The organism is Kribbella rubisoli (assembly GCF_004217145.1).
GTDB lineage: Bacteria > Actinomycetota > Actinomycetes > Propionibacteriales > Kribbellaceae > Kribbella > Kribbella rubisoli.
Map to the genome: position 1 here is coordinate 439,193 of NZ_SHKR01000014.1, position 22,855 is coordinate 462,047.

Annotated in this window: 24 protein-coding genes; 13 read left to right on the plus strand and 11 right to left on the minus strand. The window is 67.4% G+C overall.

The features are described from left to right. The first annotated feature begins 38 nt into the window (after positions 1 to 38). Complete coding sequence (locus EV645_RS27655) at positions 39 to 326, plus strand: YiaA/YiaB family inner membrane protein (protein WP_130446932.1); 288 nt, start codon at positions 39 to 41, stop codon at positions 324 to 326. A 31-nt stretch (positions 327 to 357) separates the two neighbouring features. Here EV645_RS27655 and glnA read toward each other — a convergent pair whose 3' ends face one another. After that, positions 358 to 1,698, minus strand: coding sequence for a type I glutamate--ammonia ligase (gene glnA / locus EV645_RS27660; RefSeq protein WP_130446933.1), 1,341 nt, complete (start codon positions 1,696 to 1,698; stop codon positions 358 to 360). Between the two features lie 112 nt (positions 1,699 to 1,810). Between glnA and EV645_RS27665 the strand changes: the two genes are divergently transcribed. After that, positions 1,811 to 2,215 carry a hypothetical protein gene (locus EV645_RS27665; protein ID WP_130446934.1) on the plus strand — a complete coding sequence of 135 codons (405 nt, stop codon included), beginning with the start codon at positions 1,811 to 1,813 and terminating at the stop codon, positions 2,213 to 2,215. On the opposite strand, the gene EV645_RS27670 is transcribed toward EV645_RS27665, so the two are convergent. Beyond that, positions 2,144 to 3,049 carry an HTTM domain-containing protein gene (locus EV645_RS27670; protein ID WP_130446935.1) on the minus strand — a complete coding sequence of 302 codons (906 nt, stop codon included), beginning with the start codon at positions 3,047 to 3,049 and terminating at the stop codon, positions 2,144 to 2,146. The genes EV645_RS27665 and EV645_RS27670 overlap by 72 nt on opposite strands. 76 nt (positions 3,050 to 3,125) lie before the next feature. Then, on the minus strand, positions 3,126 to 3,569 hold the full coding sequence (locus EV645_RS27675; protein WP_242000699.1) for a hypothetical protein: 444 nt from the start codon (positions 3,567 to 3,569) through the stop codon (positions 3,126 to 3,128). A gap of 98 nt (positions 3,570 to 3,667) precedes the next feature. Between EV645_RS27675 and EV645_RS27680 the strand changes: the two genes are divergently transcribed. Beyond that, on the plus strand, positions 3,668 to 4,342 hold the full coding sequence (locus tag EV645_RS27680; RefSeq protein WP_130446937.1) for a peptidoglycan recognition protein family protein: 675 nt from the start codon (positions 3,668 to 3,670) through the stop codon (positions 4,340 to 4,342). Here EV645_RS27680 and EV645_RS27685 read toward each other — a convergent pair. After that, on the minus strand, positions 4,288 to 5,475 hold the full coding sequence (locus tag EV645_RS27685; protein WP_242000700.1) for a DUF418 domain-containing protein: 1,188 nt from the start codon (positions 5,473 to 5,475) through the stop codon (positions 4,288 to 4,290). The two genes, EV645_RS27680 and EV645_RS27685, sit on opposite strands and share 55 nt — an antisense overlap. An 85-nt stretch (positions 5,476 to 5,560) precedes the next feature. Here EV645_RS27685 and EV645_RS27690 point away from each other — a divergent pair, with 85 nt between their 5' ends. The 4 genes from EV645_RS27690 (at position 5,561) to EV645_RS27705 (ending at position 12,282) form a co-directional block, all read left to right on the plus strand. Next, positions 5,561 to 6,190 carry a GNAT family N-acetyltransferase gene (locus EV645_RS27690; RefSeq protein WP_157997164.1) on the plus strand — a complete coding sequence of 210 codons (630 nt, stop codon included), beginning with the start codon at positions 5,561 to 5,563 and terminating at the stop codon, positions 6,188 to 6,190. A 74-nt stretch (positions 6,191 to 6,264) separates the two neighbouring features. Next, a complete protein-coding gene (locus EV645_RS27695; protein ID WP_130446940.1) occupies positions 6,265 to 8,037 on the plus strand; it encodes an NAD+ synthase in 1,773 nt (590 codons plus the stop codon). Positions 8,038 to 8,201: 164 nt separating this feature from the next. Continuing rightward, the gene (panB, locus tag EV645_RS42880) at positions 8,202 to 10,535 is read left to right on the plus strand and encodes a 3-methyl-2-oxobutanoate hydroxymethyltransferase (protein WP_242000702.1); all 2,334 of its coding nucleotides are present in this window, start codon (positions 8,202 to 8,204) and stop codon (positions 10,533 to 10,535) included. A gap of 304 nt (positions 10,536 to 10,839) precedes the next feature. Next, the gene (locus EV645_RS27705; RefSeq protein WP_198681884.1) at positions 10,840 to 12,282 is read left to right on the plus strand and encodes an alpha/beta fold hydrolase; all 1,443 of its coding nucleotides are present in this window, start codon (positions 10,840 to 10,842) and stop codon (positions 12,280 to 12,282) included. Here EV645_RS27705 and EV645_RS27710 read toward each other — a convergent pair. Next, complete coding sequence (locus EV645_RS27710; protein WP_130446942.1) at positions 12,227 to 13,126, minus strand: aldo/keto reductase; 900 nt, start codon at positions 13,124 to 13,126, stop codon at positions 12,227 to 12,229. The genes EV645_RS27705 and EV645_RS27710 overlap by 56 nt on opposite strands. An 89-nt stretch (positions 13,127 to 13,215) precedes the next feature. On the opposite strand from EV645_RS27710, the gene EV645_RS27715 reads away from it, so the two are divergent. Then, the gene (locus EV645_RS27715; protein ID WP_130446943.1) at positions 13,216 to 13,713 is read left to right on the plus strand and encodes an NUDIX hydrolase; all 498 of its coding nucleotides are present in this window, start codon (positions 13,216 to 13,218) and stop codon (positions 13,711 to 13,713) included. Here the strand turns inward: EV645_RS27715 and EV645_RS41945 are convergent. Both EV645_RS41945 and EV645_RS27720 read right to left on the minus strand, forming a co-directional pair. Continuing rightward, a complete protein-coding gene (locus tag EV645_RS41945) occupies positions 13,710 to 13,886 on the minus strand; it encodes a hypothetical protein (protein WP_157997165.1) in 177 nt (58 codons plus the stop codon). The genes EV645_RS27715 and EV645_RS41945 overlap by 4 nt on opposite strands. A 61-nt stretch (positions 13,887 to 13,947) precedes the next feature. Continuing rightward, positions 13,948 to 14,697 carry a helical backbone metal receptor gene (locus EV645_RS27720; RefSeq protein ID WP_130446944.1) on the minus strand — a complete coding sequence of 250 codons (750 nt, stop codon included), beginning with the start codon at positions 14,695 to 14,697 and terminating at the stop codon, positions 13,948 to 13,950. Between the two features lie 295 nt (positions 14,698 to 14,992). Between EV645_RS27720 and EV645_RS27725 the strand changes: the two genes are divergently transcribed. Then, a complete protein-coding gene (locus tag EV645_RS27725; RefSeq protein WP_130446945.1) occupies positions 14,993 to 15,571 on the plus strand; it encodes a histone H1 in 579 nt (192 codons plus the stop codon). A 94-nt stretch (positions 15,572 to 15,665) separates the two neighbouring features. Here EV645_RS27725 and EV645_RS27730 read toward each other — a convergent pair whose 3' ends face one another. Next, the gene (locus EV645_RS27730; RefSeq protein ID WP_130446946.1) at positions 15,666 to 15,854 is read right to left on the minus strand and encodes a hypothetical protein; all 189 of its coding nucleotides are present in this window, start codon (positions 15,852 to 15,854) and stop codon (positions 15,666 to 15,668) included. Positions 15,855 to 15,907: 53 nt separating this feature from the next. Here EV645_RS27730 and map point away from each other — a divergent pair, with 53 nt between their 5' ends. The 3 genes from map (at position 15,908) to EV645_RS27745 (ending at position 17,751) form a co-directional block, all read left to right on the plus strand. Next, entirely contained in the window at positions 15,908 to 16,756 is an 849-nt protein-coding gene (map, locus tag EV645_RS27735; protein ID WP_130446947.1) for a type I methionyl aminopeptidase, read from the plus strand. Further along, complete coding sequence (locus EV645_RS27740) at positions 16,753 to 17,136, plus strand: GNAT family N-acetyltransferase (RefSeq protein WP_130446948.1); 384 nt, start codon at positions 16,753 to 16,755, stop codon at positions 17,134 to 17,136. The genes map and EV645_RS27740 overlap by 4 nt, the downstream gene beginning before the upstream one ends. A 147-nt stretch (positions 17,137 to 17,283) precedes the next feature. Next, positions 17,284 to 17,751: a hypothetical protein gene (locus EV645_RS27745; RefSeq protein ID WP_130446949.1), complete on the plus strand. Its 468-nt coding sequence runs from the start codon at positions 17,284 to 17,286 to the stop codon at positions 17,749 to 17,751. Between the two features lie 722 nt (positions 17,752 to 18,473). On the opposite strand, the gene EV645_RS43235 is transcribed toward EV645_RS27745, so the two are convergent. From EV645_RS43235 to EV645_RS27770, 3 genes are all read right to left on the minus strand, one after another. Further along, positions 18,474 to 20,417: an HNH endonuclease signature motif containing protein gene (locus EV645_RS43235; protein ID WP_157997166.1), complete on the minus strand. Its 1,944-nt coding sequence runs from the start codon at positions 20,415 to 20,417 to the stop codon at positions 18,474 to 18,476. Between the two features lie 88 nt (positions 20,418 to 20,505). Beyond that, entirely contained in the window at positions 20,506 to 20,961 is a 456-nt protein-coding gene (locus EV645_RS27765; protein WP_130446950.1) for a GNAT family N-acetyltransferase, read from the minus strand. After that, positions 20,958 to 22,433, minus strand: a complete 1,476-nt coding sequence (locus tag EV645_RS27770) for a S10 family peptidase (RefSeq protein ID WP_130446951.1) — start codon at positions 22,431 to 22,433, stop codon at positions 20,958 to 20,960. Before EV645_RS27770 ends, EV645_RS27765 begins: the two co-directional genes overlap by 4 nt. A 44-nt stretch (positions 22,434 to 22,477) precedes the next feature. On the opposite strand from EV645_RS27770, the gene EV645_RS27775 reads away from it, so the two are divergent. Then, positions 22,478 to 22,846, plus strand: coding sequence for a DUF952 domain-containing protein (locus EV645_RS27775; protein WP_130446952.1), 369 nt, complete (start codon positions 22,478 to 22,480; stop codon positions 22,844 to 22,846). Positions 22,847 to 22,855 lie beyond the last annotated feature (9 nt).

The following is a 22,855-nucleotide window of genomic DNA, read 5'->3' on the forward strand; positions in this document are numbered from 1 at the left end:
CTCATGTGGGGTGGGTTCAGGTGGTCGACGATTCCGGCATGAGCAAAAGCATCCAGCCCCAGCAGACCGCAGCGTTCTACGCGCAGGCGGTCGCATCCTTCGGCATCTCACTCACCGCGATGACAGTCGCCCTGATCTACCTACCGGCCCAGCCGTGGGTACGAGCCTTCCTGGCCCTCGGCCTGCTCTACACGGTGACGTCAACCGTCGTCCTCTGCAAGGTAGTCCGCGACCGCCAAGAACTCTCCGACGTAACCACCCGAGTAGACCAAGCCCGCCTAGACAAACTCCTCACCGAACACGACCCCTTCAAAGTCGACAGCTAGTACGACGAGGAGCCGGGGCGGGGCGGACCGCCTACAAGACGGGTAGGAGCTTGTTTAGTTCGAAGGGGGTTACTTGGCGGCGGTAGTCCTGCCATTCGGCTCGTTTGTTGCGGAGGAAGAAGTCGAAGACGTGTTCGCCGAGGGTTTCGGCGACGAGCTCGCTGTCTTCCATGGCGCTGATGGCTTCAGCGAGGCTGCCGGGAAGCGGCTTGATGCCGAGCGCCTTGCGTTCGCGAGAAGTCAACGACCAGATGTCGTCCTCGACCTCCGCCGGCAGCTCGTAGCCCTCCTCAATCCCCTTCAGCCCAGCAGCAAGCATCAAAGCGAACGCCAGATAAGGATTGGCAGCAGAGTCCAACGACCGGAACTCGACCCGCGAGGACTGTCCCTTGTGCGGCTTGTACATCGGCACGCGCACCAACGCCGACCGGTTGTTGTGACCCCACGAGATGAACGACGGCGCCTCATCCCCCACGGCCAGCCGCTTGTAAGAGTTCACCCATTGGTTCGTCACCGCGGTGATCTCACCGGCGTGATGCAGCAGCCCGGCGATAAAAGCACGCCCGGTCTTGGACAGCTGGTACTGCGCTCCGCCCTCGAAGAACGCGTTCCGGTCGCCCTCGAACAGCGACATGTGCGTGTGCATCCCGGATCCCGGCTGATCCGACAGCGGCTTCGGCATGAAGGACGCGTAGATGCCCTGCGACAGGGCCACCTCCTTCACCACGACGCGGAACGTCATGATGTTGTCGGCGGTCGACAGCGCGTCTGCGTACCGCAGGTCGATCTCCTGCTGACCGGGCCCGCCCTCGTGGTGGCTGAACTCGACCGAGATCCCCATCGATTCCAGCATCGTGATCGCCTCACGCCGGAAGTCGTTCCCGATCCCCTGCGGCGTGTGGTCGAAGTACCCGGACGAGTCGACCGGCTCCGGCGTCGTACCGGGAGCACCGGTGAGCGACTTGAAGAGGTAGAACTCGATCTCCGGATGCGTGTAGAACGTGAACCCCAGATCGGCCGCCTTCGACAGCGTCCGCTTCAGCACATGCCGCGGGTCCGCGAACGACGCCGACCCGTCCGGCATGTTGATGTCGCAGAACATCCGCGCCGTACCCATGGTCTCGCCGCGCCAGGGCAGGATCTGGAACGTCGACGGGTCCGGCTTGGCCAGCATGTCGGCCTCGGTCACCCGGGCGAACCCCTCGATCGCCGACCCGTCGAACCCGAGCCCCTCGGCGAACGCGCTCTCCAGCTCCGCCGGCGCCACGGCCACCGACTTCAGGAACCCGAGTACGTCGGTGAACCAGAGCCGCACGAAGCGTACGTCGCGCTCCTCCAGCGCGCGCAGCACGAACTCCTGCTGCTTGTCCATCAGTCCACCTCTCGCCCAAGTTCAGAACTTCTCACAGTGTGCCCCGCCTCTGTTAAGCAGACGTTACGTGCCCAGGCGGACACAGGCATGCTCAGGGGCCTAGCGTGTTCCCGTGCAGACGATCTTTCATGCGGCGCTCATCGTCGCCGCGGTCCTCTGCCTCAGCGACCTCATCGTCAGTACGGCGCGATTCATGCAGTCGCTGCGCCGGAAGCGACCCGCCGAACGGGATGTGCTCGGCCGCCGCTGGCTCCCCGTCCCGGAGCTCGGGTTCGGCATGTGCGCGTTCTGCTGCCCCGGCCTGGTGACGCTCGGCCTGACCCATCACGACGCGGACAGCCTGCCGACCACGCAGATCCTGCTCGCCGCGCTGGTCTTCGGGTACGCCGGTGCCGTGCTCTCCCGCATCGTCCGTACTCCAGGCCCGGGCGGCCGCCGCTTCCGCCTACGCGCCGGCCTGCTGCTGGGCCTCCCGGCCCTCTTCGGCCTCGTGTTCGGTCTCTCCGGAGTGGTCTGACCGTCGGGCCTGGAACCACGGCACGATCCGCTCCAGCGGAGCGAACGCGAGCCAGCACACAACCGTCGGCAGGAAGTGGATCAGCAGGATCGCCGTGTTCGCGGCGTGGAACCCGAGGAAGAACAGGGCCCCGAACAACTGCCACCGCCCCTTGAGCCACAGGATGACCGGCGAGCAGAACTCCCCGATGATCCCGACCCACTGCATCACGTGCAGCACCCACGGATAGTGCAGCAACCACTCCCCGACAGGGTGCGGCCGCCGCACGATCGCCCAGGTCAGTACGGCGCTCCCCGGCCACGTCAGCGCCCATCCGGCACTGCGCAGTTTCGCCACCGAGGACAGGAAGTACGTCGCGATCACGCAGATCTGGATGCACCGGATCGCCCACCCGGCCGCCTCGGAGCGGGTCTGATCGCCGTACGACGCCCGCCCGCGCCGGGCACCGCCGACGGTCGGGAGGACCCACAGCGCGATCACCAGCGCGAGGTGGTCGTGGTCGACCTTGCCGTCGCTCATCCCGATCAGGACCCACCAGGTGAACGCCGGCGCGACGATCCAGCCGGCGATCCGCGGGAAGTAGTTCGTCGCACCGATCAGGCAGGCGACGATCAGCACGATGTACAGCGCGGTGGTGTTCGCGACCGACGGTGTCGGCAGGTGCAGCAACCGCTCCAGCAGCAGCGGCTGGTAGAGGTCTGGGTGCTCGCCTTTGTCGCGGGTGTCGCGGACGAACGCGTGCATGTCGAGGATGACGAACAGGTACAGGACCGTCCGCAACCACGCGATCCGCCCCAGCGCGATCGCCGGCGTGAACCAGTTGACCAATCTCATCCACGTCCTCGCTTCGCTCCGGGCGCGGCTGAGGCACGAGGCCCGCTGTGCTTGATGATGAACTCGCTTCGCTCGCTCATGGGCGCACCTCCCACGTCGCCAGCACCTGCGACGTCGGCGGCCCTTCGACCCGGCCCTTGACCAGCTGGGTCGTATCCCGGATCAACTCGAGCTTCACGTACTTAGGCTTGTCAGGATGCTTGCGCGCCCACCCGTCCGCCACCTGCTGCAGCAGCGACGGGTCCTTCACGATCTCTCCGGTCCGCGCCTCGATCTCGGCCCGGGCGACGCCGGCGCCCTCGATGTTCAGCGGTACGTCGACCGTCGTACCGGCATCGGTGACCGCGCTGATCCGGGTGTAGTCGATCTTGGCGTCATCGGGCACCGACATCGCGTACTGCGACATCGGGCCGAATGGCCACGCATCGTCGGAAGCGCGCACCGATCCGTTGATGAGCAAGCCGATGCCGACCACGGCGACCAGGACCCGCAAACCCTTGCCTACCGGGCCCAAACGCACGACGGCCTGCTGATCTGCCCGCCCCTCCTGACTCTGTGTCACCACGTCATTAGATCATTCCGGTTTGGAGGCCTTGTTCGTAGGGAATTTTCTACAGCATGACCGCCCCAGAAAATATCCAACGCGCCCGGGTCTCCCGGCGTACGTTGCTCGGCGCGACCGCCGGCGGCGTACTGCTCGGCGGGGCCCTGACCGCAGCCATGCCCACAACAGCGCTCGCCGCCCCCGCGCCGCGCTGTTACACGCGCACCGAATGGTCGGCGCGCCCGCCCAAGTCGGCGACCCAGGTGATCGCCAAGCCCGACCACATCGTCATCCACCACACCGCGAGCCCGAACGTCACGGACTACTCGCTCGCGGCGGCGTACTCGGTCCAGCACTGGATCCAGGACCTGCACATGGACACCAACGGCTGGATCGACATGGGCAACCAGCTCACGATCAGCCGCGGCGGATTCCTGATGGAGGGCCGGAGCAAGTCGTTGTCGGCGATCAACAACGGCCAGAACGTGCTCGGCGCGCAGACCGCGAACCAGAACAGCCACACGATCGGCATCGAGCACGAGGGCATCTACGTCACCGAGAACGTGACGGTCGCGCTGTTCGACATGTCCGTGCTGACGTGCGCCTGGCTGTGCACGAAGTACGGCCTCGATCCGCATGTCGCGATCGTCGGGCACCGGGACTACAACACGACGCAGTGCCCGGGTGACGTGTTCTACGCGCGGTTGCCTGAGTTGCGCGACAGAGTGGCCGCTGTCCTCTTCGGTTGATAGGTGATCCTCCGGATCAGGATCTCGAACGGGCCGCGGTAGTCCGCACGCCGCATCCGGTCGGCGAGCAGGACGGTCGACAGCCAGGTGGCGACGGCCAGAAGTGCCGTCGTGGTTGTGGTGAGCGTGTGCGAGAGGTCGAGCAGGTACGGCGTGAACACGACGGCCCACACGACCGATTGGGACAGGTAACACGTCAGCGAACGTTGTCCGACGGCTGCGATCGCCAGGGAGACCGGGCCCTGGCGATCGCCCAATCTACGCGCGACCAGGACGATCAAAGCGGCGTACCCGAAACCGCCGAAGACACCCGTTGCGTCGTGCAACGGTCCGAGGATGGACAGCGCGTGGTCGCTCGGTTGGGTGAGTACTCCGCCGACAACCAGCGAGACCGGGAGCGCGCCGGCGACGGCGATCGTGAGGCCGAGGAGGGCCGTCGTACGGAGCAGGGTGAGGTGCTGCGCCGGCCGTTCGAGGATGCGGCGGCGGCCGGCCCAGAGGCCGATCAGGAACGGCGTGACGAACCCGATCCAGCCGAGGCCGGCGATGAACGGCTGTACGACGACGCGGTCGGCGAACTGGCCGAGGAAATCTGGCGGGAGCATCGCCGGATCGGCCGCGTCGGAGGAGGTCGCGAGCGAGTCCTCGCTCGGCAGCGAGGTGAGGATGAGGACGAACGCGGCGACGATGAACAGCCAGCGGTCCTTCCAGCGCAGAGCCCACACGCCGAGGAACAGCAGGACGCCGTACGCCGCGAGGATGTCGCCGATGTAGAGCAGCATCGCGTGCAGGAAACCGAGCACGATCAGGACGAGACTGCGCCACCAGAGCAGCTTGCGGATCGGCCACCAGTCTTTGCCGGCTTCGCGTTGACGGCGGACGATCTGGGCAACGCCGTACCCGAAGAGCACGCCGAACATCGGGAACGCGCGGCCGTCGACGAAGGTCGAGATCATCATGCCGACGACGCGATCGGGCGCCGAGCCGTCGATCGGGAAACCGCCGAAGACGCGGTCGCTGTAGACGAAGTAGTGCGAGTTGGCCAGGGCGATGAACAGCAGCATGAATCCGCGCGCGAGGTCCGGGCCGAGTGCGCGCTCACTCAGCCCGGTCGGTCCGGCTTGGGTGCTCATGGCACCAGTCAATCCGCGCTGGACCGGTGCCGCGTCCATCCAAAGTCCCTTCGGACGTGAACCTTCGTCGCTGTTCCATAGGCGGGTGCACGAGAAAGCCCTGACCCGCTGGCAACGCGGATGGTCCGCATCGCGAGGGTGGACCGACTACCAGCAGGTCGACGACGTCACCGTCGTACGCGTCGGCGAGCCGGAGCGACGGGTCGAGTACGTCGCCACAGAAGCGAACGCGACCGCCGCCGCGCATCTCGCCCTGACCGACAGCAATCCACCTGGCACCTCCTGGCTGGCGATCACGACCGACAACCCGGATCGCCTCGCCGCCGACCTCAAACCCGTCGAGGCGCTCCGCACCGAATGGCTGATGACGATCAGCTTGGCGGAGCAGGCGTCGTACCCCGTGCCCCCGCCGTACAGCCTCGAGCTCTCCACGACGCCGTCCATCATCGACGCCCAGATCTGCGGGTACGGCGAAGTAGCCGCCACCGGCCGCATGGCCGTCCTCCACACCGGCGCCGTAGCCGACCTCATCACCACCGACCCCGCCCACCGCCGCCGAGGCCTGGCCCGAGCCCTCATGACAGCCCTAGCCCAAGCCACCCCCACCCCGGCCGCCTACCTCTCCGCTTCCTCACACGGCCGCCCCCTCTACGAATCCCTCGGCTGGACCACAATCACCCCTCTACTGGTCGCCCGTACATCTACCAGCTACTGATCAGGACCTTCGGCGTACGTAAGAGGTTGGCGAGGGGCGTGGGGATGAGCGGGGGGAACCAGTAATGTGCTCCCGTGCCTCAACTCCGAGTTGCTCTTGCTCAGCTGAATGTGACCGTGGGTGACATTGCTGGGAACGCCGACAAGATCGTCGCGTGGACCCGGAACGCGGTCGAGCAAGGTGCGCATGTGGTGGCCTTTCCCGAGCTCGGGCTGACCGGCTACCCGGTGGAGGATCTGGCGCTGCGGGCATCGTTCGTGGATGCGTCGCAGGGCCGGATCCACGACCTCGCGCAGCGGCTCGCCGACGAGGGGCTCGGGGAGATCGTCGTGGTCGTCGGGTACCTCGACCGGGCCGGCGGTACGGCGATGGGCGTCGACCGGCTCGGCCGGCCGAAGGGCTCCCCGACCAACTCCGCCGCGGTGATCCACCGGGGCCGGGTCGTCACCAGCGCGGTGAAGCACCACCTGCCGAACTACGGCGTCTTCGACGAGTTCCGGCACTTCGTTCCCGGCAACACCCTGCAGGTGATCCGGATCCACGGCATCGACGTCGCGCTGGTGATCTGCGAGGACCTCTGGCAGGACGGCGGCCCGGCCGCGGTCACCCACGAAGCCGGCGCCGGTCTCCTGCTCGTGATCAACAGCTCGCCGTACGAGGCCAACAAGGACGACACCCGCGGCGACCTGGTACGGCGCCGCGCCCGCGAGGCCGGCTGCGCGCTCGCGTACGTGAACCTCGTCGGCGGGCAGGACGAGCTCGTCTTCGACGGCGACTCGCTGGTCACCGATGCCGACGGCAAGGTCTTCGCCCGCGCCCCGCAGTTCGAGCAGGGCAGCATGATCGTCGACCTCGACCTGCCGGCCGCCGAAGGTACGCCGGAGGGCACCTACGAGGGCATCGAGATCGTCCACACCGTCCTGCACGAGGACCCGGTCGAGTCGTACGACGCGATGGAGCCGGTGATCGCGCCGCAGCTGTCCGACGAGGCCGAGATGTACGGGGCGATCGTGACCGGCCTGCGTGACTACGTCCAGAAGAACGGCTTCAAGTCCGTCCTGCTCGGACTGTCCGGCGGCATCGACTCGTCGCTGGTTGCCGCGATCGCCTGCGACGCGATCGGAGCCGAGCACGTGTTCGGGATCTCCAACCCGAGCATCTACTCCAGCGACCACTCCAAGGACGACGCCGCCGAGCTCGCCGCGCGCACCGGGCTGAACTACCGCGTCGTGCCGATCCAGCCGATGGTGCAGCCGTTCCTCGACACGCTCGGCCTGACCGGGCTGGCCGAGGAGAACCTGCAGGCCCGCGTCCGCGCGGTGGTCTGGATGGGCCTGTCGAACGCCGACGGCCACCTGGTACTTGCCTGCGGCAACAAGTCGGAGCTGTCCGTCGGCTACTCGACGATCTACGGCGACGCGGTCGGCGGGTACGCACCGTTGAAGGACCTGCCGAAGACACTCGTCTGGCGGCTCGCGAAATGGCGCAACGCGGACGCCAAGGAGAAGGGGCAGCAGCCCCCGATCCCGGAGAACTCGATCGCCAAACCCCCGTCCGCCGAGCTTCGCCCGGGGCAGCAGGACACCGACTCGCTGCCGCCGTACGACCTGCTCGACGACATGCTGGACGACTACGTCGAGCAGGACCGCGGCAGTGCGGAACTCGTCGCTGCCGGGTTCGACGCCGAGCTGGTCACGAAGGTGATCCAGCTCGTCGACCGCGCGGAGTACAAGCGCCGGCAGTACCCACCGGGCCCGAAGCTGACCCACAAGGCCTTCGGCCGGGACCGCCGGTTGCCGATCACGAATGCATGGCGTGAGGACGCACGAAAGGCAGCCGAGCACTGAGCGACTCCTGGCGGTACCGCCCATCCCAAGAATCCCCGTGGGGCTCGTCGGACGAGACCCACGATCGCTCCGGCCTGCCCCGCGACACCTACCCGGACGATGTGAGCGATCGCTCACCGTCAGCCGGTGGCGCTCACCCTCCGCAACGGTGGGACGATGGCAGCATGGTTGACAACTTCCTGTCGGCCGGTACCCAGGACGACGACGAGGAGCTGCCCTCGCCGTACGGGACCGGACCGAAGAATCGGACAACCGAGGAACACCGCCGCTCGGACTACGACAACGACTCGTGGCGGGATCGCGGCTCCGGTCTCGACCCCTCGCCGTCGCTGCCGAACGCACCGCGGACGTACGAGCGCGGCCCGGTGCCGCAGCAGCCGTATGTCCCGAAGCCGCCGTACCTGCCGACCGCGCCGCCGCCGTCACAGCACCAGCCGCGGCAGCAACCGCCGCAGCGTCCTGAGTACTACGGGGAATCGCGCGACGAGTCGTACGAGCGGCCCGGGTACCAGGGCGAGAGTCCGTTCCGGCCCCAGCAGCCGCCGGCACAGCCACCGCAGGCACCGCAGCAGGGGCGGCCTAGTCCGTTCGGTCCGGGGAGCAACGGCGCACGGGCACCGCAAAGCCAGCCTGGTCAGCCCGGACAGTCTGGTCAGCCCGGGCAGCCTGGTCAGCAGGCACCACGGCCGCCGGCTCCGCCGCAGTCGAGCAACGGCGTGACACCACGACCCCCGCATACGTCCAACGGCAGCGCGAGCTGGAGCAGTCCGGCGCCGCAGCCTTCACCTTCACCGCTGCCGCCCGCGCAGAGCAACGGGCACGCATCGAGCAACGGGCACGCATCGAGCAATGGGTTGAGCAATGGGTTGAGCAACGGACTTGGTCCGCAGCAACCGCCGCGTCAGGCGCCGCCGGCACAGGAGCAACCGCAGGAGCCGGTGCAGCGCCTCGAGCCACCGCGTCAGGAGCCGCCGCGTCCTGAGCAGGTGCCGTCGCACGAGCAGAGGGCCCGGCAGGAGCTCGCTGCACTGCAGGCGCAGTTGGCCAGGCAGGAACAAGAGCAGGCCTCCCGGCAGGAGCCGCGCACCCACGAGCAAGCGCCGCGTCAGGAGCAGGCGCCGACGCGCGACGAGCGGGCCCGGCAGGAATTCGCGCCGCGCCAGGACGACGCCGCGCGGCAGGAGCAGGTCGCCCGACGCGACAACGCCGCACGCCAGGACCAGTCGGCGAGGCGTGACGAGGGCTCGCGGCAGGACCAGTCGTCACGGCGGGACGTGCGTGATGAGCAGTCGGCTCGGCGGGACGACGGGGCGCGGGATGAGCAGGGCTCGCGGTTGCGGCCGGGTGGGGCTGGGGCTCCGCCGGCCAACCCGGAGACGCAGACGATCACGGCGTACATGCCGGAGATGATCGAGGGGTATCAGCCGGAGCAGGGCAACGGATACTTGTCCGACCCGAGTGCGGAGTACGAGAGCAACGCGCCGGTGAGCGAGGAGCCCGACGGGCAGCGGCCGGTCGGTGCGCGGCGGCGGGCGAATGTCCAGCAGGATGCGCCGAGCCAGATTCCGGCCGAGCCGGTCTCCACGCATCGGGCCGCGCGTCGCGCGCAGGTGTCGGCGAGCACGGCGGCCGGGGCCGAAGGTCCGTCCGCGGCCGGAGGCAACCAACCGGCGCCGGGCGGTTCGACCGATGCGAGCAAGCGACCGCGGCGGTACCGCGTCCATCACCTCCGCGACTTCAAGAGCCGCGGCGAGAAGTGGGCGATGCTCACGGCCTACGACCAGTACACCGCCGAGATCTTCGACCAGGCAGGCATTCCGGTCCTGCTGGTCGGCGACTCCGCCGCGAACAACGTCTACGGCTACGACACGACGCTGCGCGTCACCGTCGACGAACTGATCCCGTTGGCGCGTGCAGTCGCGGGTGCCGTCGAGCATGCACTGGTCGTCGCGGACCTTCCGTTCGGTTCGTACCAGGCATCGCCGGAGCAGGCGTTCCACACCGCCGTACGGTTCATGAAGGAAGCCGGCGTGCACGCGGTCAAGCTCGAGGGCGGCCGCACCATGGTGCCGATGGTCGAGAAGCTCACGCAGTCGGGCATCCCGGTGATGGCGCATATCGGCTTCACCCCGCAGAGCGAGCACAGCATCGGCGGGTACCGCGTGCAGGGTCGCGGCGATCAGGCCGCGGGTCTCATCGACGACGCGGTCGCGCTTGCCGAAGCCGGTGCGTTCTCGGTCGTGCTGGAAATGGTCCCGGGTGATGTCGCCGCCGAGATCACCAAACGCGTCCCGATCCCGACCATCGGCATCGGCGCGGGTCGCGACACCGACGCGCAGGTCCTCGTCTGGCAGGACATGGCCGGCCTTCGCTCGGGCAGCATGCCGCGCTTCGTCAAGCAGTACGCCGACCTGCGCGGCATCCTCTCGACCGCCGCCGCGACGTACGCGTCGGAGGTTGCATCGGGCGCCTTCCCGGGAGACGAACACACCTTCTAGGCCACTCATCGTGCTGTCCGGGTAGCTCTCCGGATACTCCCCGCGAACCCTTGTTCCCCAGGTTTCGCGGGTTCACGATGTTTGCGGCATAAGGGGAGGGCCGATGAGAATTCGTCGATTATTTGTCGCCGCAGGCGTCTCGTTCGCGCTGGTTGCCGGAGTAATCAGCTCCATTCCAGCCGCGAGTGCCGCACCGTCCAGTACATCCGGAAAGCCGGCGAGCTACACGCCACCGCCGGTCCAATGGGGAGCATGCACAAATGCGACGCTCGCCAGCCGGGGCGCGCAATGCGGGTTCGTCGTGGTGCCGTTGGACTACGACCGCCCGAACGGAACGAAGATCAAGCTCGCCGTGTCGCGGGTGATGCACAAGACACCGGATGCGCAGGCACAGGGTCCGATGCTGGTGAACCCGGGCGGACCGGGCGGTTCCGGATTGATCTACGCGATCTTCGGTGAGTTCGTGCCGAACGGCGCCGGCGACGCCTACGACTGGATCGGTTTCGATCCGCGCGGTGTCGGTTCGAGCCAGCCCGCACTGAGCTGCATCCCGGACTACGCCGGTTACAACCGTCCGCTGTACGTCCCGGTGACACCGAAACTCGAGCAGGTCTGGATCAACCGTTCGAAGGCCTACGCGAAGGCCTGCAACAGCGCACAGCACGCGCTGCTCGGTCACCTGACCACGCTCGACTCGGTCCGTGACATGGAGAGCATCCGCAAGGCTCTCGGCGCACCGCAGATCAACTACTACGGCTTCTCCTACGGCACGTACCTCGGCCAGGTCTACGGCACGCTGTACCCGAACCGCTTCCGTCGCGTCGTCTTCGACGGCGTCGTGAACGCGACCCGCGTCTGGTACAAGGCCAACCTCGACCAGGACATCGCCTTCAACAAGAGCGTCAAGGTGTTCTTCGCCTACGTCGCCGCGCACAACTCCGTCTGGCATCTCGGCACCACCGAGCGCGTCGTCGAAGCCCGCTATTACGCCGAAATGCGCAAACTCATCGGCCATCCCGCCGACGGCAAGATCGGCCCGGACGAGTGGAACGACATCTTCACCCAGGCCGCGTACTACGTGTACGGCTGGGTGGATGTGGCGAGCGCGTTCTCCGAGTGGGTCCACAATCGCAACGCCGCTCCCCTGGTCGACCTGTACGGCTCCCCGCCGTTCGACGACAACGGGTACGCCGTCTACCTCGGGGTGTCCTGCACCGACGCGAAGTGGCCGACCAACTGGAACACCTGGCGCCGTGACAACTGGCGCATCTACGCCAAGGCGCCGTTCCTGACCTGGAACAACGCGTGGTTCAACGCGCCGTGCGCATTCTGGCCCGCCAAGGCCGGCAACCCGGTGAAGGTCGACGGCCGTCACGTCCAGAGCGCGCTGCTGATCAACGAGACGCTCGACGCGGCAACGCCGTACTCCGGCGCCTTGCAGACCCGCAAGACGTTCCCGCACTCGGTGCTCATCGAAGGTGTCGGCGGTACGACGCACGCCGGTTCGCTGTCCGGCGTGACCTGCACCGACGACCTCATCGTGGCCTACCTGCAGACCGGTGCGCTTCCGCCTCGTCGGCCGGGCAACCAGTCCGACGTCAAGTGCCCGCCGGTCCCGGCTCCGCAGCCGGACGCCGCGCTGACCGCAACCGCGAAGTCGAGCGGTGCCTCGGCAGCGCTTCGTGAGCAGCTCAGATCCATGGTAGGGCCGAGCGTTCGGTCCAGTACTCCTCGGGCTGCTGGATGAATTCGGTCAACGGTCCGTCAACGCGATAGGCGAGGTTGCTCGCCAGCTGGGAGGCAGTCGTGGCTCCGCTGAGGACGATGTCCGCCCACGGTTGAGCCATGGCTGCACCGATCGCCAGCGCGTCAGGAGCGATGCCGCGGTGGTGCGCGAACTCGTTGAAGGGCGTCTCACCGGCACGGCTGGTGAGGCGCCCGTTCGCGACCGCCTCCTTCACGACGACGAACCATCCTGCGTCGTGCGCCTCGGCCAGCGCTGAGCCGGCGGAGGGCTCCAGCACGTTCCAGGTCGCTTGGACGGCTGAGAACGGCGTACCGAGGTCGACTGCCTTGCGGAGAGTCTCGGCTTGGTGTGGGCCGCTCGTGGACAGTCCGACACGAACGCCGGAGTCGGTGAGTTCGCGGAGACGGTCGAGCAGACTCTTGTCGTCGAGCGCGGGACTGTCGGCGGTCAGGCTGTGGACGAGGTAGATGTCCGGCGGCCCACCAAGCGCTTGAAGGGTCTCCGGCCATTGCCGTTCGAAGGTGGCGAGGTCATGGCTCTTCACCTCGTGCGTGTCCGCGTCATGCCGCCATTCACCGACGTACGTGTAGCCCCACTTCGACCCGACCGTGAGTTGTGTACGACGGTCCGGCGTGAGCCACTCGCCGAGGAACTTCTCGGCAAGACCGTACGAACGCGCGGCGTCGAAGTACCGAACACCTGCCTGCCAAGCCTGCTCGAGCAGCTGGTGTGTGCGCACCCGGAGATCCTCGACCGCCCGCCCGAGTGGGAGATCCTCGTCGTGCCCGAGGTTGATGTACCCCGGACGACCCAGCGCTGCCAGCCCAAGACCGATACTCGCCATGCCACCGATCGTAGATGTCTGCGGCAACCATGTGAGACGCGCCGCAGCAGCCGACACATAGCAAGGCGCGTCCCTTACCGTTTTGTGGTGTGAGTGAATCTCAGCTGCCACCACCAGGAACGGTCCGACGCCGTACGACGGCCCGCGTGCTGCCGGTGCGTCCGGACGGCAAGGTGCTGCTGCTGCACGGCTGGGATCCGCTGAAACCGCAGGTGCCGTACTGGTTCACGATCGGCGGCGGTGTCGAAGCCGGTGAGTCTGTCGGCGACGCAGCCAGCCGTGAGCTGCGCGAAGAGGTCGGCATCGTGCTGCCGGCCGACGCGCTCGGTACGCCGGTCGCGACGAACACGATCGAGTTCGAGTGGGGCGGGTGCCAGATCATCCAGCACCAGACCTTCTTCGCGGTCGCGGTGGACCGCGTCGACGTGACGTTCGCGAACCAGGAGGAGCTCGAACTGCAGACCATCAGCAAGCACGGCTGGTGGTACGGCGACGACCTCGAGGCGACCGGTCAGGCCGCACACGTGACGATCCCCGGGCTGCTTCGCCAGGCCGCCGACGCGATCACCTTGCGGCGAGCGTCCTAGCGGGCTCGCGCCTCCTTGAGGACCTTCTTCGGGACCTTGTTGTCGACCTTGTAGTGGACCTTGTCGATGCGCTCGGCGCAGCCTGCCTTGGACAGGCGCATCAGCACCACCGGGCACTTCTTGCACCTCGGCTTGTCCTTGCAGCACTTCTTCTTCGCGGTCATCGACGGCACCCGGCGAGTGTAGGTGAGGCATACCTAACCGTCTAGGTGCCGGAGCAGCTCGTGGCGGACATCACGCCAGCTGTCGGGTCAGCAGCTCGCGCGCTTCGACCAGCGACGGGCCGTACCAGGTGAGATGACGGCCGGAGATACAGCGTGCGGGTTTCGCGAACGCCTCCGGTCCGTCCGTCGGTGAAAAGGCATAAGGCTCGTCCGGGAGTACGACGATGTCGTACTCCGGTAACGCGTCCGGGTCGAACCTCGGATAACGCTCGCCGGATTCATTTCGCAGGACGTTGTCGATACCGATCCGGGAGAGTAGATCGCCCGCGAACGTGTCCCGTCCCAACGCCATCCACGGCCGCCGCCAGATCGGTATCACGGCCCGCCGGCGCATTCCGTCGTACGACGTGGTCCAGACCGCTCGCGCTTCGTGCAACCACGACGGCACGTCACCGGTGATCGCGGACAGCATGCGTTCGAGTGAGTCGAGTGATTCGGGCACTGTTGCCGGTGCGGTCGCCCAGACCGCGATTCCGAGCTCGCGCAACGCGTCGAGATCGACGGCGCGATTCTCTTCGGCGTTCGCGACGACGACGTCCGGTGCGAGTTCGCGGATGCGATCGATGTCGGGATTCTTGGTACCGCGAACACGTGCGACGTCGAGGTCCGCGGGATGCGTACACCAGTCGGTCGCACCAACGATCAACGATGGATGCGTGACCGCGATCGACTCCGTCAACGACGGCACGATGCTGACCACACGACGTACTTCGCGGGGCAGTTCGACAGTGTTGCGGAGGTCGTCGTACACGCTGAACATGTCGCTGTTGCACCTCACCTTCGCAGGACGTTGCCGAGGACAACACTCGCCGATCGGGGCACTTCACGGCAGATTCTGCCGCGTGTCGCCAAGAAATTCTTGAGCCTATCCGGCATGCTCACGGCACGGCGGAATCCCTTCTGCACAAGGATTTTCGGCATTTGCGGCACTCTTTGCCGCCAGTTCTCCTTAACCTGTAGACGTTTCGGGTGCTTTACGTGGCGCACAAGTGTTGTCATCATCATGACGACGAGGAATCCACCGTGGTTTTCCTCAGCCGCACCAAGGAGGCAGAGTGCCAGCCAAGAAGGCAGCCGCAGGGAAGGCGACAGCCAAAAAGGCTTCTCCCGCCAAGAAGACTGTCGCGAAGAAGGCCCCGGCGAAGCGGACGACAACCGCGCGCAAGGTCAGCGCAGCAAAGAAGACAGCGACGAAGAAGGTGAGTGCGGCCAAGAAGACCGCCGCTAAGAAGACGGTGGCGAAGAAGGCGCCGGCCAAGAAGACCACCACCGCCAAGAAGGCCGTAGCGAAGAAGGCCCCGGCGAAGAAGGTCACGGCCCGCAAGACCGTTGCGAAGAAGGCGCCGGCGAAGCGCGCGACTGCTGCCAAGAAGACGACGGCAGCGAAGAAGACGACGGCCAAGCGCACGACCGCCGCCAAGAAGACGACGACGGCGAAGAAGACCGTCGCGCGGAAGACGGTGGCGAAGAAGGCGCCGGCGAAGCGCGCTACCGCCGCCAAGAAGGCACCGGTGAAGGCCGCTGCCAAGAAGGCGCCCGCGAAGCGCGTCGCGGCGAAGAAGACCGCGGTCCGGAAAACCGCAGCGAAGAAGGCCCCGGCTCGTAAGACCGCGGCCAAGCGGGTAGCCCGCTGATCCGGTCGTCCGCATTCGCGCGACGTCCGCTACAAACCTGAGGGGCACCACCGGGTTCGGTGGTGCCCCTCGGCATGTGGCCGGTGCGACGTTCTCAGTCGTCGTCCCACTTCGGGTCGTTGTCCCAGGCTTCGTTGCGTTCCTGGGCCTTCTCGAGTGCGCGGGCGGCTTCCTCCGGGGAGCTGTACGGGCCCAGCCGGTCGCCCGACTTCGCACCGGAGTACGGCTCGACCTTGCCGGTCTTGGTGTTGTAGTACCACTCGTTGCTGTGATCGTCACTCATCTGGATGACCACCTCCTGGGAGTCTTGTCGCAGCTGAATAGAATGATCTCACCATGTCGATCCTCACTCCCGGCCAGATCTCGCCGCGCCGCGCCGTTCCCGCCTCCATCCCGCGCCCGGAGTACGTCGACAAGCCGGCGCCGACGCCGTTCGACGGTTCGTACGTGACGTCGCCCGAGCTGATCGACAAGATGCGGGTCGCGAGCAAGCTGGCCGCGCAGGCGTTGCAGGCGGTCGGTGCCGCGGCGAAGCCGGGTGTGACGACCGACGAGCTGGACGCGGTCGGCCATGAGTACCTGGTCGAGCGCGACGCGTACCCGTCGACGCTCGGATACCGCGGCTACCCGAAGTCGCTGTGCACGTCGGTGAACGAGGTCATCTGCCACGGCATCCCGGATGATCGTCCGCTGGAGAACGGCGACATCGTCAACGTCGACATCACGGCGTTCCTCGACGGGGTGCACGGTGACACCAACGCGACGTTCCTGGTCGGCGATGTCGACGAGGAGAGCCGGCTGCTGGTCGAGCGCACGCTGGAGGCGCTGAACCGCGGCATCAAGGCGGTCAAGCCCGGCCGGCAGGTCAGCATCATCGGCCGCGTGATCGAGTCCTACGCCAAGCGCTTCGGGTACGGCGTCGTCCGCGACTTCACCGGCCACGGCATCTCCACGTCGTTCCACTCCGGCCTGATCATCCCCCACTACGACGACGAGCGCTTCGACGACGTCATCGAGCCCGGCATGACCTTCACGATCGAGCCGATGCTGACCCTGGGCACGTACGAGTACGACCTGTGGGAAGACGGCTGGACCGCCACCACCAAGGACAAGTCGCGCACCGCGCAGTTCGAACACACGCTGGTTGTCACCGACACCGGCGCCGAAGTACTAACCCTGCCGTGACCATCACGCAGTACGTCGAGACCCACCTCCCCGGCATCCTCGCGATCTGCACAGCAGAAGGCTGGCCAAGCCTTCCCGCCGATCCCGTGCGCGCCCACGCCGTCCTCACCGCACCGGGCGTCACGACGGTCGTCGCTCTCGACGGCGAGCAGGTCATCGGTTTCGCCTACCTCCAAAGCGACGGCCACATCCAGGCCCACCTCTCCCAAATGGCCGTCCACCCCGACCACCGCCGCAAGGGCATCGGCCGGGCGCTCCTCGAGTACGCCGCACCTCTCACCGGCGCCCAACGGGTTGACCTCGTCACCGACACTGCTGAGGACTTCTACGCGTCGTTCGAGCACAAGACCTTCAGCGGCTTCCGCATCTACCCGGGCTGAGCTCCGCACCTGTACAGGTGCGCTCTCGCGTCCTTTACTGACGGTAGGGGCGAGGAGGCTTCCGTGGTCTGGAGGCGGCTGAGGCGTAGCTGGCTTGCGTGCGCGGTGCTGCTTGGCGCGGCCTGCACGTACTCGCCGGATCCAGCCGTGCAGCAGACTGATTCGTACGGGAGGAACTACGCAGCCGTCTGGTCGTTCATCGGGTTGGTCGCGTTTGGTGTAGCTGCGTGGGTGGTGGCGTACAGGCTCGGCGGTAGCGTGTCCGCGCGCCCACCCGGTCAGCGGCAGCAGCGGTCACGGACGGCCGCTGTGGCGACGATTGTGCTGGCCCTGCTCGCGCCGCTGGTGTTGTGGGCCTCCGCCAACGCGATGTTCGCGCTCGCGTACTCAGATCCGACGTTCGATGTCTGGGGTCTTGTGCTTCAGGTCGTTCCTGCAGGGCTGGTCAGCGCCGCAGCGGTGCGCTGCGCACGGAAAGGACTCCGTGGGGTGCATGGCCCGGCCGGCGATCGCGCGCTGGCACTCTCGGCCACCGGACTGGCGTATCTCGTCGCAGGGCTGATGCTCGCCGTGGCCCTGGTTTCCTGCGCCGCAATGCTCGGCCAAGGCGGCTAACTTACTTGCCATCAGCAACTTCTCCGTATCCCTCGCTCCCACCTGCTGCCGTCAATCGGTCGCGTCCCGGACCACTCACCCTCGCCGCACGTACAGAGAAGGCGAGCCCACGGAACGGGATCGACCCGCCACGCCACGCCACCGACCCGACAGGCGCAGGAAAAGAGGAGCACGCGCAACCGGACCGCCCCCGCCCCTAGATCACTCACCCTCGCCGGAGCTGCAGGAAAGGGCCGCGCGAACGGGGGCACTCGAGCTGATGCGAGCCCACGCACGCACGCACGCACGCACGCACGCACGCACGCACGCACGCACGCAACGGGATCATCCCGCACTCCGCGAAACCGACCCGCGCCAGCTCGCGTCGGCACTACCGAACGGAAGCCATCAGCGGAGTGCAGGCGATGCCACGGGACCCGTGCGATCCAGACCCCACCGAACCAGGCCACACCGATCCAAGCCCCGTGCGATCCAAGCGCCGTGCGATCCAGGCCCGGTGCGATCGAGACCCCACCAATCCAAGCCCCGTGCAATCCAGACCCCACCAATCCGAGCCCCGTGTGATCCAGGTCCCGCAGATGTCGGTGATCGCTGTGATCGCCGGTGCCGAGCTGGACCGCGGCCCCGCCGCCGTGCGAGGGTGCCGAATCCGAGCGTGAGGATGCGCAGTGGGTCCGGGACCACCGAGGTGTGCGCATGCGGTGTCCGGGTGCGTCTGCCGGTCAGCGGAGGCCGACGCGGAGGTCTGCAGACACCAAGGGGTCCGGAGATGGTGTGGCCGGTGGATCACCTGAGGGATCGCCCCGGACGGCGAAGCGCGCGGCTTCCTGCATCGTCGTCTCGTCGGCGGACCAACGGGTCGAAGGCGGCGTCCTACGCCGGCTCCGCACGGCAGCTCCTCCGGCAGGGCCCGCGGCAGCTCCTGCGGCAGCTCCTTCCGCAGCTCCTGCGGGGGCTGCTGCGGTAGCTCCCGCGGCAGCTCCTTCCGCAGCTCCTGCGGGGGCTGCTGCGGTAGCTCCCGCGGTAGCTCCTGCGGCAGGTCCTGCGGGAGCTGCTGCGGTAGCTCCTGCGGTAGGTCCTGCGGTAGGTCCTGCGGGAGCTGCTGCGGGGGCGCGGGTGTTTGGCCGCGGGGCGGTGGGTGCCTCGAGGAGAGTTGGGATGGGTGGTGTTGGTTGGGGTGGTGGGTCGGCCCAGGTGGGGCGGGATACCTGGACGTGTCCGTTGGTGATGGTGATGATCCAGTGGCCGTCGTGGAGGGCGCGATGGTGTGCCCGGCAGAGGAGTACCAGGTTGTGGATCGCGGTTTCGCCGCCGTCGATCCATGATCGGAGATGATGGGCGTCGCAGTGGATCGGCGGGGCGCCGCACACCACGCAGCCCTTGTCGCGGACGTTCAGGGCGCGCCGCATCGCCCGGGTCACCAGGCGCTCGGCCCGCCCGACATCGAGAGGCTCGGAGTTGGCGCCCAGCACCAGCGGGATGATCTTCGCGTCGCACGCCATCCGACGGATCGCCGCAGCCGACAACCCGTCGCCGTACACGAGCTCGCCGGTCGCGTCGGCGGCGGCAGACTTCAAGTCTTCGAAATCGATCGTGACAGTGATGTTCGCCTTCGCGCCGAACCCAGGCACCCAGCAACCCGCACCACCCGCACCGCCCGCCACCGAGCCGCCGACCACGCCATCGACTACACCATCACCGTCGACTACGCCGTCGTCGGCCGGACGACCAAGCGAAATCTCCTCGACGCCTTCATCCGCAGGACGAGCACCACCGCTCGCTTCCGCGGCACGAGAACCGTCGCCCGCGTCCCCTGCACGGGAACCGGCGCCCGCCTCCGCAGTACGCGAACCTGGGCTCGCGTCCGCGGTGCGGGGACCGGCGGGTGCGGGGCTGGGATGGCTGGCGGGGGCGGCGTTGGTGGGGCGACTCGCGGCAGTGAGGGGCTTGAAGCCAGTCTCGGCGGCTGCGGCGGCGATGGTCAGGGTGGCGGTGAGGGCGTCGGCTTGGCGCTTTTCGCGGGAGCGTGGGTCGAGTTCGCCGTCTACGGTCTTGTGGGGGCGGGCGGCGGCGTGGATGCGGGATCGGAGCAGCTCGGCGTTCTCGTTGGCCAGGTAGCCACGGAACTTCACGCCGTTCTCGGCCTCGACCAAGGTCAGCGACTCGCGGGCATACGCGGCGTTCTCGTCGGGCTCGGGACCGTCGGAGTCCAACAAGTCACAGATCTGGCGTGCGGCCTTGGCAAGCTCGCCTGACGACAGGTGCCCGGCCAGGTTGACCAACTGCTCCTCCGCCACCTCGAGGTCTTCCACCGCGACCCGCGACCTGACGCGCTCCAACGCCGTGACGATCGCGCTCGCCTGGGCCGGACGCAGCGGCCGAGTCTCATCGGCGAGGGCCGTCGACACCGCGCCGTACTTCGCCAGACCGCGCGACAGCTTGACGTCGCGATGCGCGTCACGGCGGTCGATGCGGTGGCGCATGGCAAGCAACTCAGCGGTGTCGCGGGCACCAAGCTCCGAAGCCAGACCGACCTCGTCGACACGAGCGATCAGCAGCAAACGGTAGGTCAACAACCGAGTGACCGCAGCCTCCACCTGGTCGACGGTCGGCAGCAGCTCGCTGTCGCTCATCGACCAGACCGGCCGCTCACCCAGAAGTTCCATGCCCACAACGATAGACACACCCACCGACAGTTTCCAAACCAGAATCCCCTTGTTTTAAAGGCGATCCGGTTATCCACAGACGAACAAGTCACACGTCGCGGAAGCCCAGATCGCGGTAGAGCGCGAGTGCAGGAGCGTTGCCCTCATCGACGCGTAGCGCGACGGTCGTCCCAGCACAGCAGGTCAGCAGCAGCCGTGCGATCCCCCGCCGCCGGTGGCTCCGGGCGGTGAAGAGTTCGATGATGAAGGGGCAGTCGGGGGTGTCGGGCCAGGGGGCGCGTTCTACGACGAGGAGGGCGCCGACGAGCTGGTCGTCGGCCCAGGCGAGGAGGCTGAGGGCTGGGGATAGTACGCCGTAGCCGTCCTCGAAGGTGAGGTTGATGTCGTCGAGTGCGTCCTGCTCGGACTCGGCAGCTACCCCGGGCTCATAGGCCTCGAAGTACAAGCGACCGAGTGCGACAGCATCCGCCACCGCCGGCGGGCGCAGTACGACGCCTGGTACGGCGATCGGCTGCGTCGCGCCGGGGTGGCGGGTCAGGATCATCGGTTGGATGCGCCGCCGATGAACGTGCCGAGGTCGGCGGCTTGCTGGACGCGGGAGTCTTCGTGGATGTACATCATGTGGCCCGCCGGGTAGTACTTCGTTTCGATGTTGGCGGTCAGCTCCGCGGGGATCTGCAGGCGCGCCAGCGTGTGCTCGGTGGCGAAGTACGGCGTCGCGCCGTCGTAGTGCCCGGAGGCGACGTACACCTTCAGGTGCGGGTTGACGCGCATCGCCTCGGCGAGCTTGTCGGCGACCATGATCTGCTGGCCCTCGAACTCCTTGAACGACCAGTTCTTCGCGGCGTCCATGTTCAGCACCTCGTACGGCAGGTCGTTCTCGTAGCCGAGCTCGACGCGGACGTAGTGGTTGAGTGCCGCGGCGTACGGACCGGTGATCGCGTTCATCGACGGGTCGCGATCCGGTGTCTCCGAACCGTAGTCGGCGTTCCAGCCGGTGAAGCGCCCGTCGATGCGGCCGACGGTTTGGCGTCGTGAGCGCAGCAGCTCGCCGAAAAATCGCATGTGCTCGATGCGCAGATTCACGCGGTCGATGTAGTCCTCGCTGAGTCCCGTCAGCGCCGCCAGCCGGGTGACGACCTCGGCGCGGTAGTCCGCCGGAATCCGGTTGCCCTGGGCAAGCGCATTCGGATACCGCCCGGCCGCGAACCGTTCCGCGTCGGCGAGCAGTTCCTCGAGCGTCTGGTCCGGCACGAGACCGTGGTAGTGCGCGATCGCGGCGTACGTCGGCAGGAACAGCGCGTACGGCAGGTCGTTGCCCGGCGTGAAGTCGAGCGACCCGAACTCCAGCACGACCGAGATCAGCATGACGCCGTTCAGGTACATCCCGTACCGCTGCTGCAGATGCGCGGACAGCCCGGCCGCGCGCGTCGTACCGTAGGACTCGCCGGCCAGGAACTTCGGCGACATCCACCGCCCGTTCCGCGACGTCCACAGCCGGATCACCTCGCCGACCGACTCCAGGTCGCGGGTGAACCCGTGGTAGTCCCCCGGCTTCTCCCCCTCGACCGCGCGCGAGAACCCGGTCGACACCGGGTCGATGAACACGACGTCGCTGTACTTGAGCAGCGTCTCTTCGTTGTCGACGATCGAGTACGGCGGGGGCGCGAGCTCACCCACATCGCCGGACACCACGCGGCGCGGGCCGAGCAGCCCGAGGTGCAGCCAGATGCTCGAAGAGCCGGGCCCGCCGTTGAACGCGAACGTCACCGGACGCTCCGCGGCATCGGCGTCGTCCAGCGTGTACGCCGTGAGGAACACCTCGGCCTTCGGCTTCAGCCCCTCGAACTTGCCGTCGGTGTACACCTCCTCGCGAAGCACGATCCGCCCGGTCGTCGCCGTGTACCGAAGCTCCTGCCCGTCGACGGTGATCGTGTGCTGCGACGTCACCAGATCGTCGACCGGCTTCGCGGGCTTGGTCTCGGTTTCGGTCTCCGTCTGCTCCTCGTTCGCCATGTCGAGCACCCTAATCCACCGCGGCGAGCGCTAGCGTTGGGTTTATGGCGACGATTCTGCACATCGCGTTCGTGGACCAGTGGGAGGCTGCGCGCGAGGCCGGGTGCTACCGGTGGTCGACCCGCGGCAAGAGCCTCGACGACGGCGCCACCTTCATCCACGCGTCCCGGCCCGAACAGGTCGCGATGGTGGCCAACTTCGCGTACGACGACGTGGACCAGCCGCTCTGCCTGCTGGTGATCGACACCGCGCGGCTGGTGTCCGCCCTGTGCGACGAGGACCTGGACGGGACCGGGATGAGCTTCCCGCACATCTACGGGCCGTTGAACCTGGACGCGGTGGTCGACGTACGCCCGTATGAGCGCGGTGCCGACGGCCTGTGGCCGGAGGTGTCCGAGGAGGCCGTATCCTGAGGGGACGGA

What these genes read in the sequence shown, in the direction of transcription:
- EV645_RS27730 (WP_130446946.1), bottom strand. Translation starts at nt 15,854, where the DNA reads ATGAGTGACGATCACAGCAACGAGTGGTACTACAACACCAAGACCGGC.
- EV645_RS27720 (WP_130446944.1), bottom strand. Translation starts at nt 14,697, where the DNA reads ATGTTCAGCGTGTACGACGACCTCCGCAACACTGTCGAACTGCCCCGC.
- EV645_RS27685 (WP_242000700.1), bottom strand. Translation starts at nt 5,475, where the DNA reads ATGAGCACCCAAGCCGGACCGACCGGGCTGAGTGAGCGCGCACTCGGC.
- map (WP_130446947.1), top strand. Translation starts at nt 15,908, where the DNA reads ATGTCGATCCTCACTCCCGGCCAGATCTCGCCGCGCCGCGCCGTTCCC.
- panB (WP_242000702.1), top strand. Translation starts at nt 8,202, where the DNA reads ATGGTTGACAACTTCCTGTCGGCCGGTACCCAGGACGACGACGAGGAG.
- EV645_RS27710 (WP_130446942.1), bottom strand. Translation starts at nt 13,126, where the DNA reads ATGGCGAGTATCGGTCTTGGGCTGGCAGCGCTGGGTCGTCCGGGGTAC.
- EV645_RS27765 (WP_130446950.1), bottom strand. Translation starts at nt 20,961, where the DNA reads ATGATCCTGACCCGCCACCCCGGCGCGACGCAGCCGATCGCCGTACCA.
- EV645_RS27775 (WP_130446952.1), top strand. Translation starts at nt 22,478, where the DNA reads ATGGCGACGATTCTGCACATCGCGTTCGTGGACCAGTGGGAGGCTGCG.
- EV645_RS27670 (WP_130446935.1), bottom strand. Translation starts at nt 3,049, where the DNA reads ATGAGATTGGTCAACTGGTTCACGCCGGCGATCGCGCTGGGGCGGATC.
- EV645_RS27680 (WP_130446937.1), top strand. Translation starts at nt 3,668, where the DNA reads ATGACCGCCCCAGAAAATATCCAACGCGCCCGGGTCTCCCGGCGTACG.
- EV645_RS27770 (WP_130446951.1), bottom strand. Translation starts at nt 22,433, where the DNA reads ATGGCGAACGAGGAGCAGACGGAGACCGAAACCGAGACCAAGCCCGCG.
- EV645_RS43235 (WP_157997166.1), bottom strand. Translation starts at nt 20,417, where the DNA reads ATGGAACTTCTGGGTGAGCGGCCGGTCTGGTCGATGAGCGACAGCGAG.
- glnA (WP_130446933.1), bottom strand. Translation starts at nt 1,698, where the DNA reads ATGGACAAGCAGCAGGAGTTCGTGCTGCGCGCGCTGGAGGAGCGCGAC.
- EV645_RS27655 (WP_130446932.1), top strand. Translation starts at nt 39, where the DNA reads ATGAGCAAAAGCATCCAGCCCCAGCAGACCGCAGCGTTCTACGCGCAG.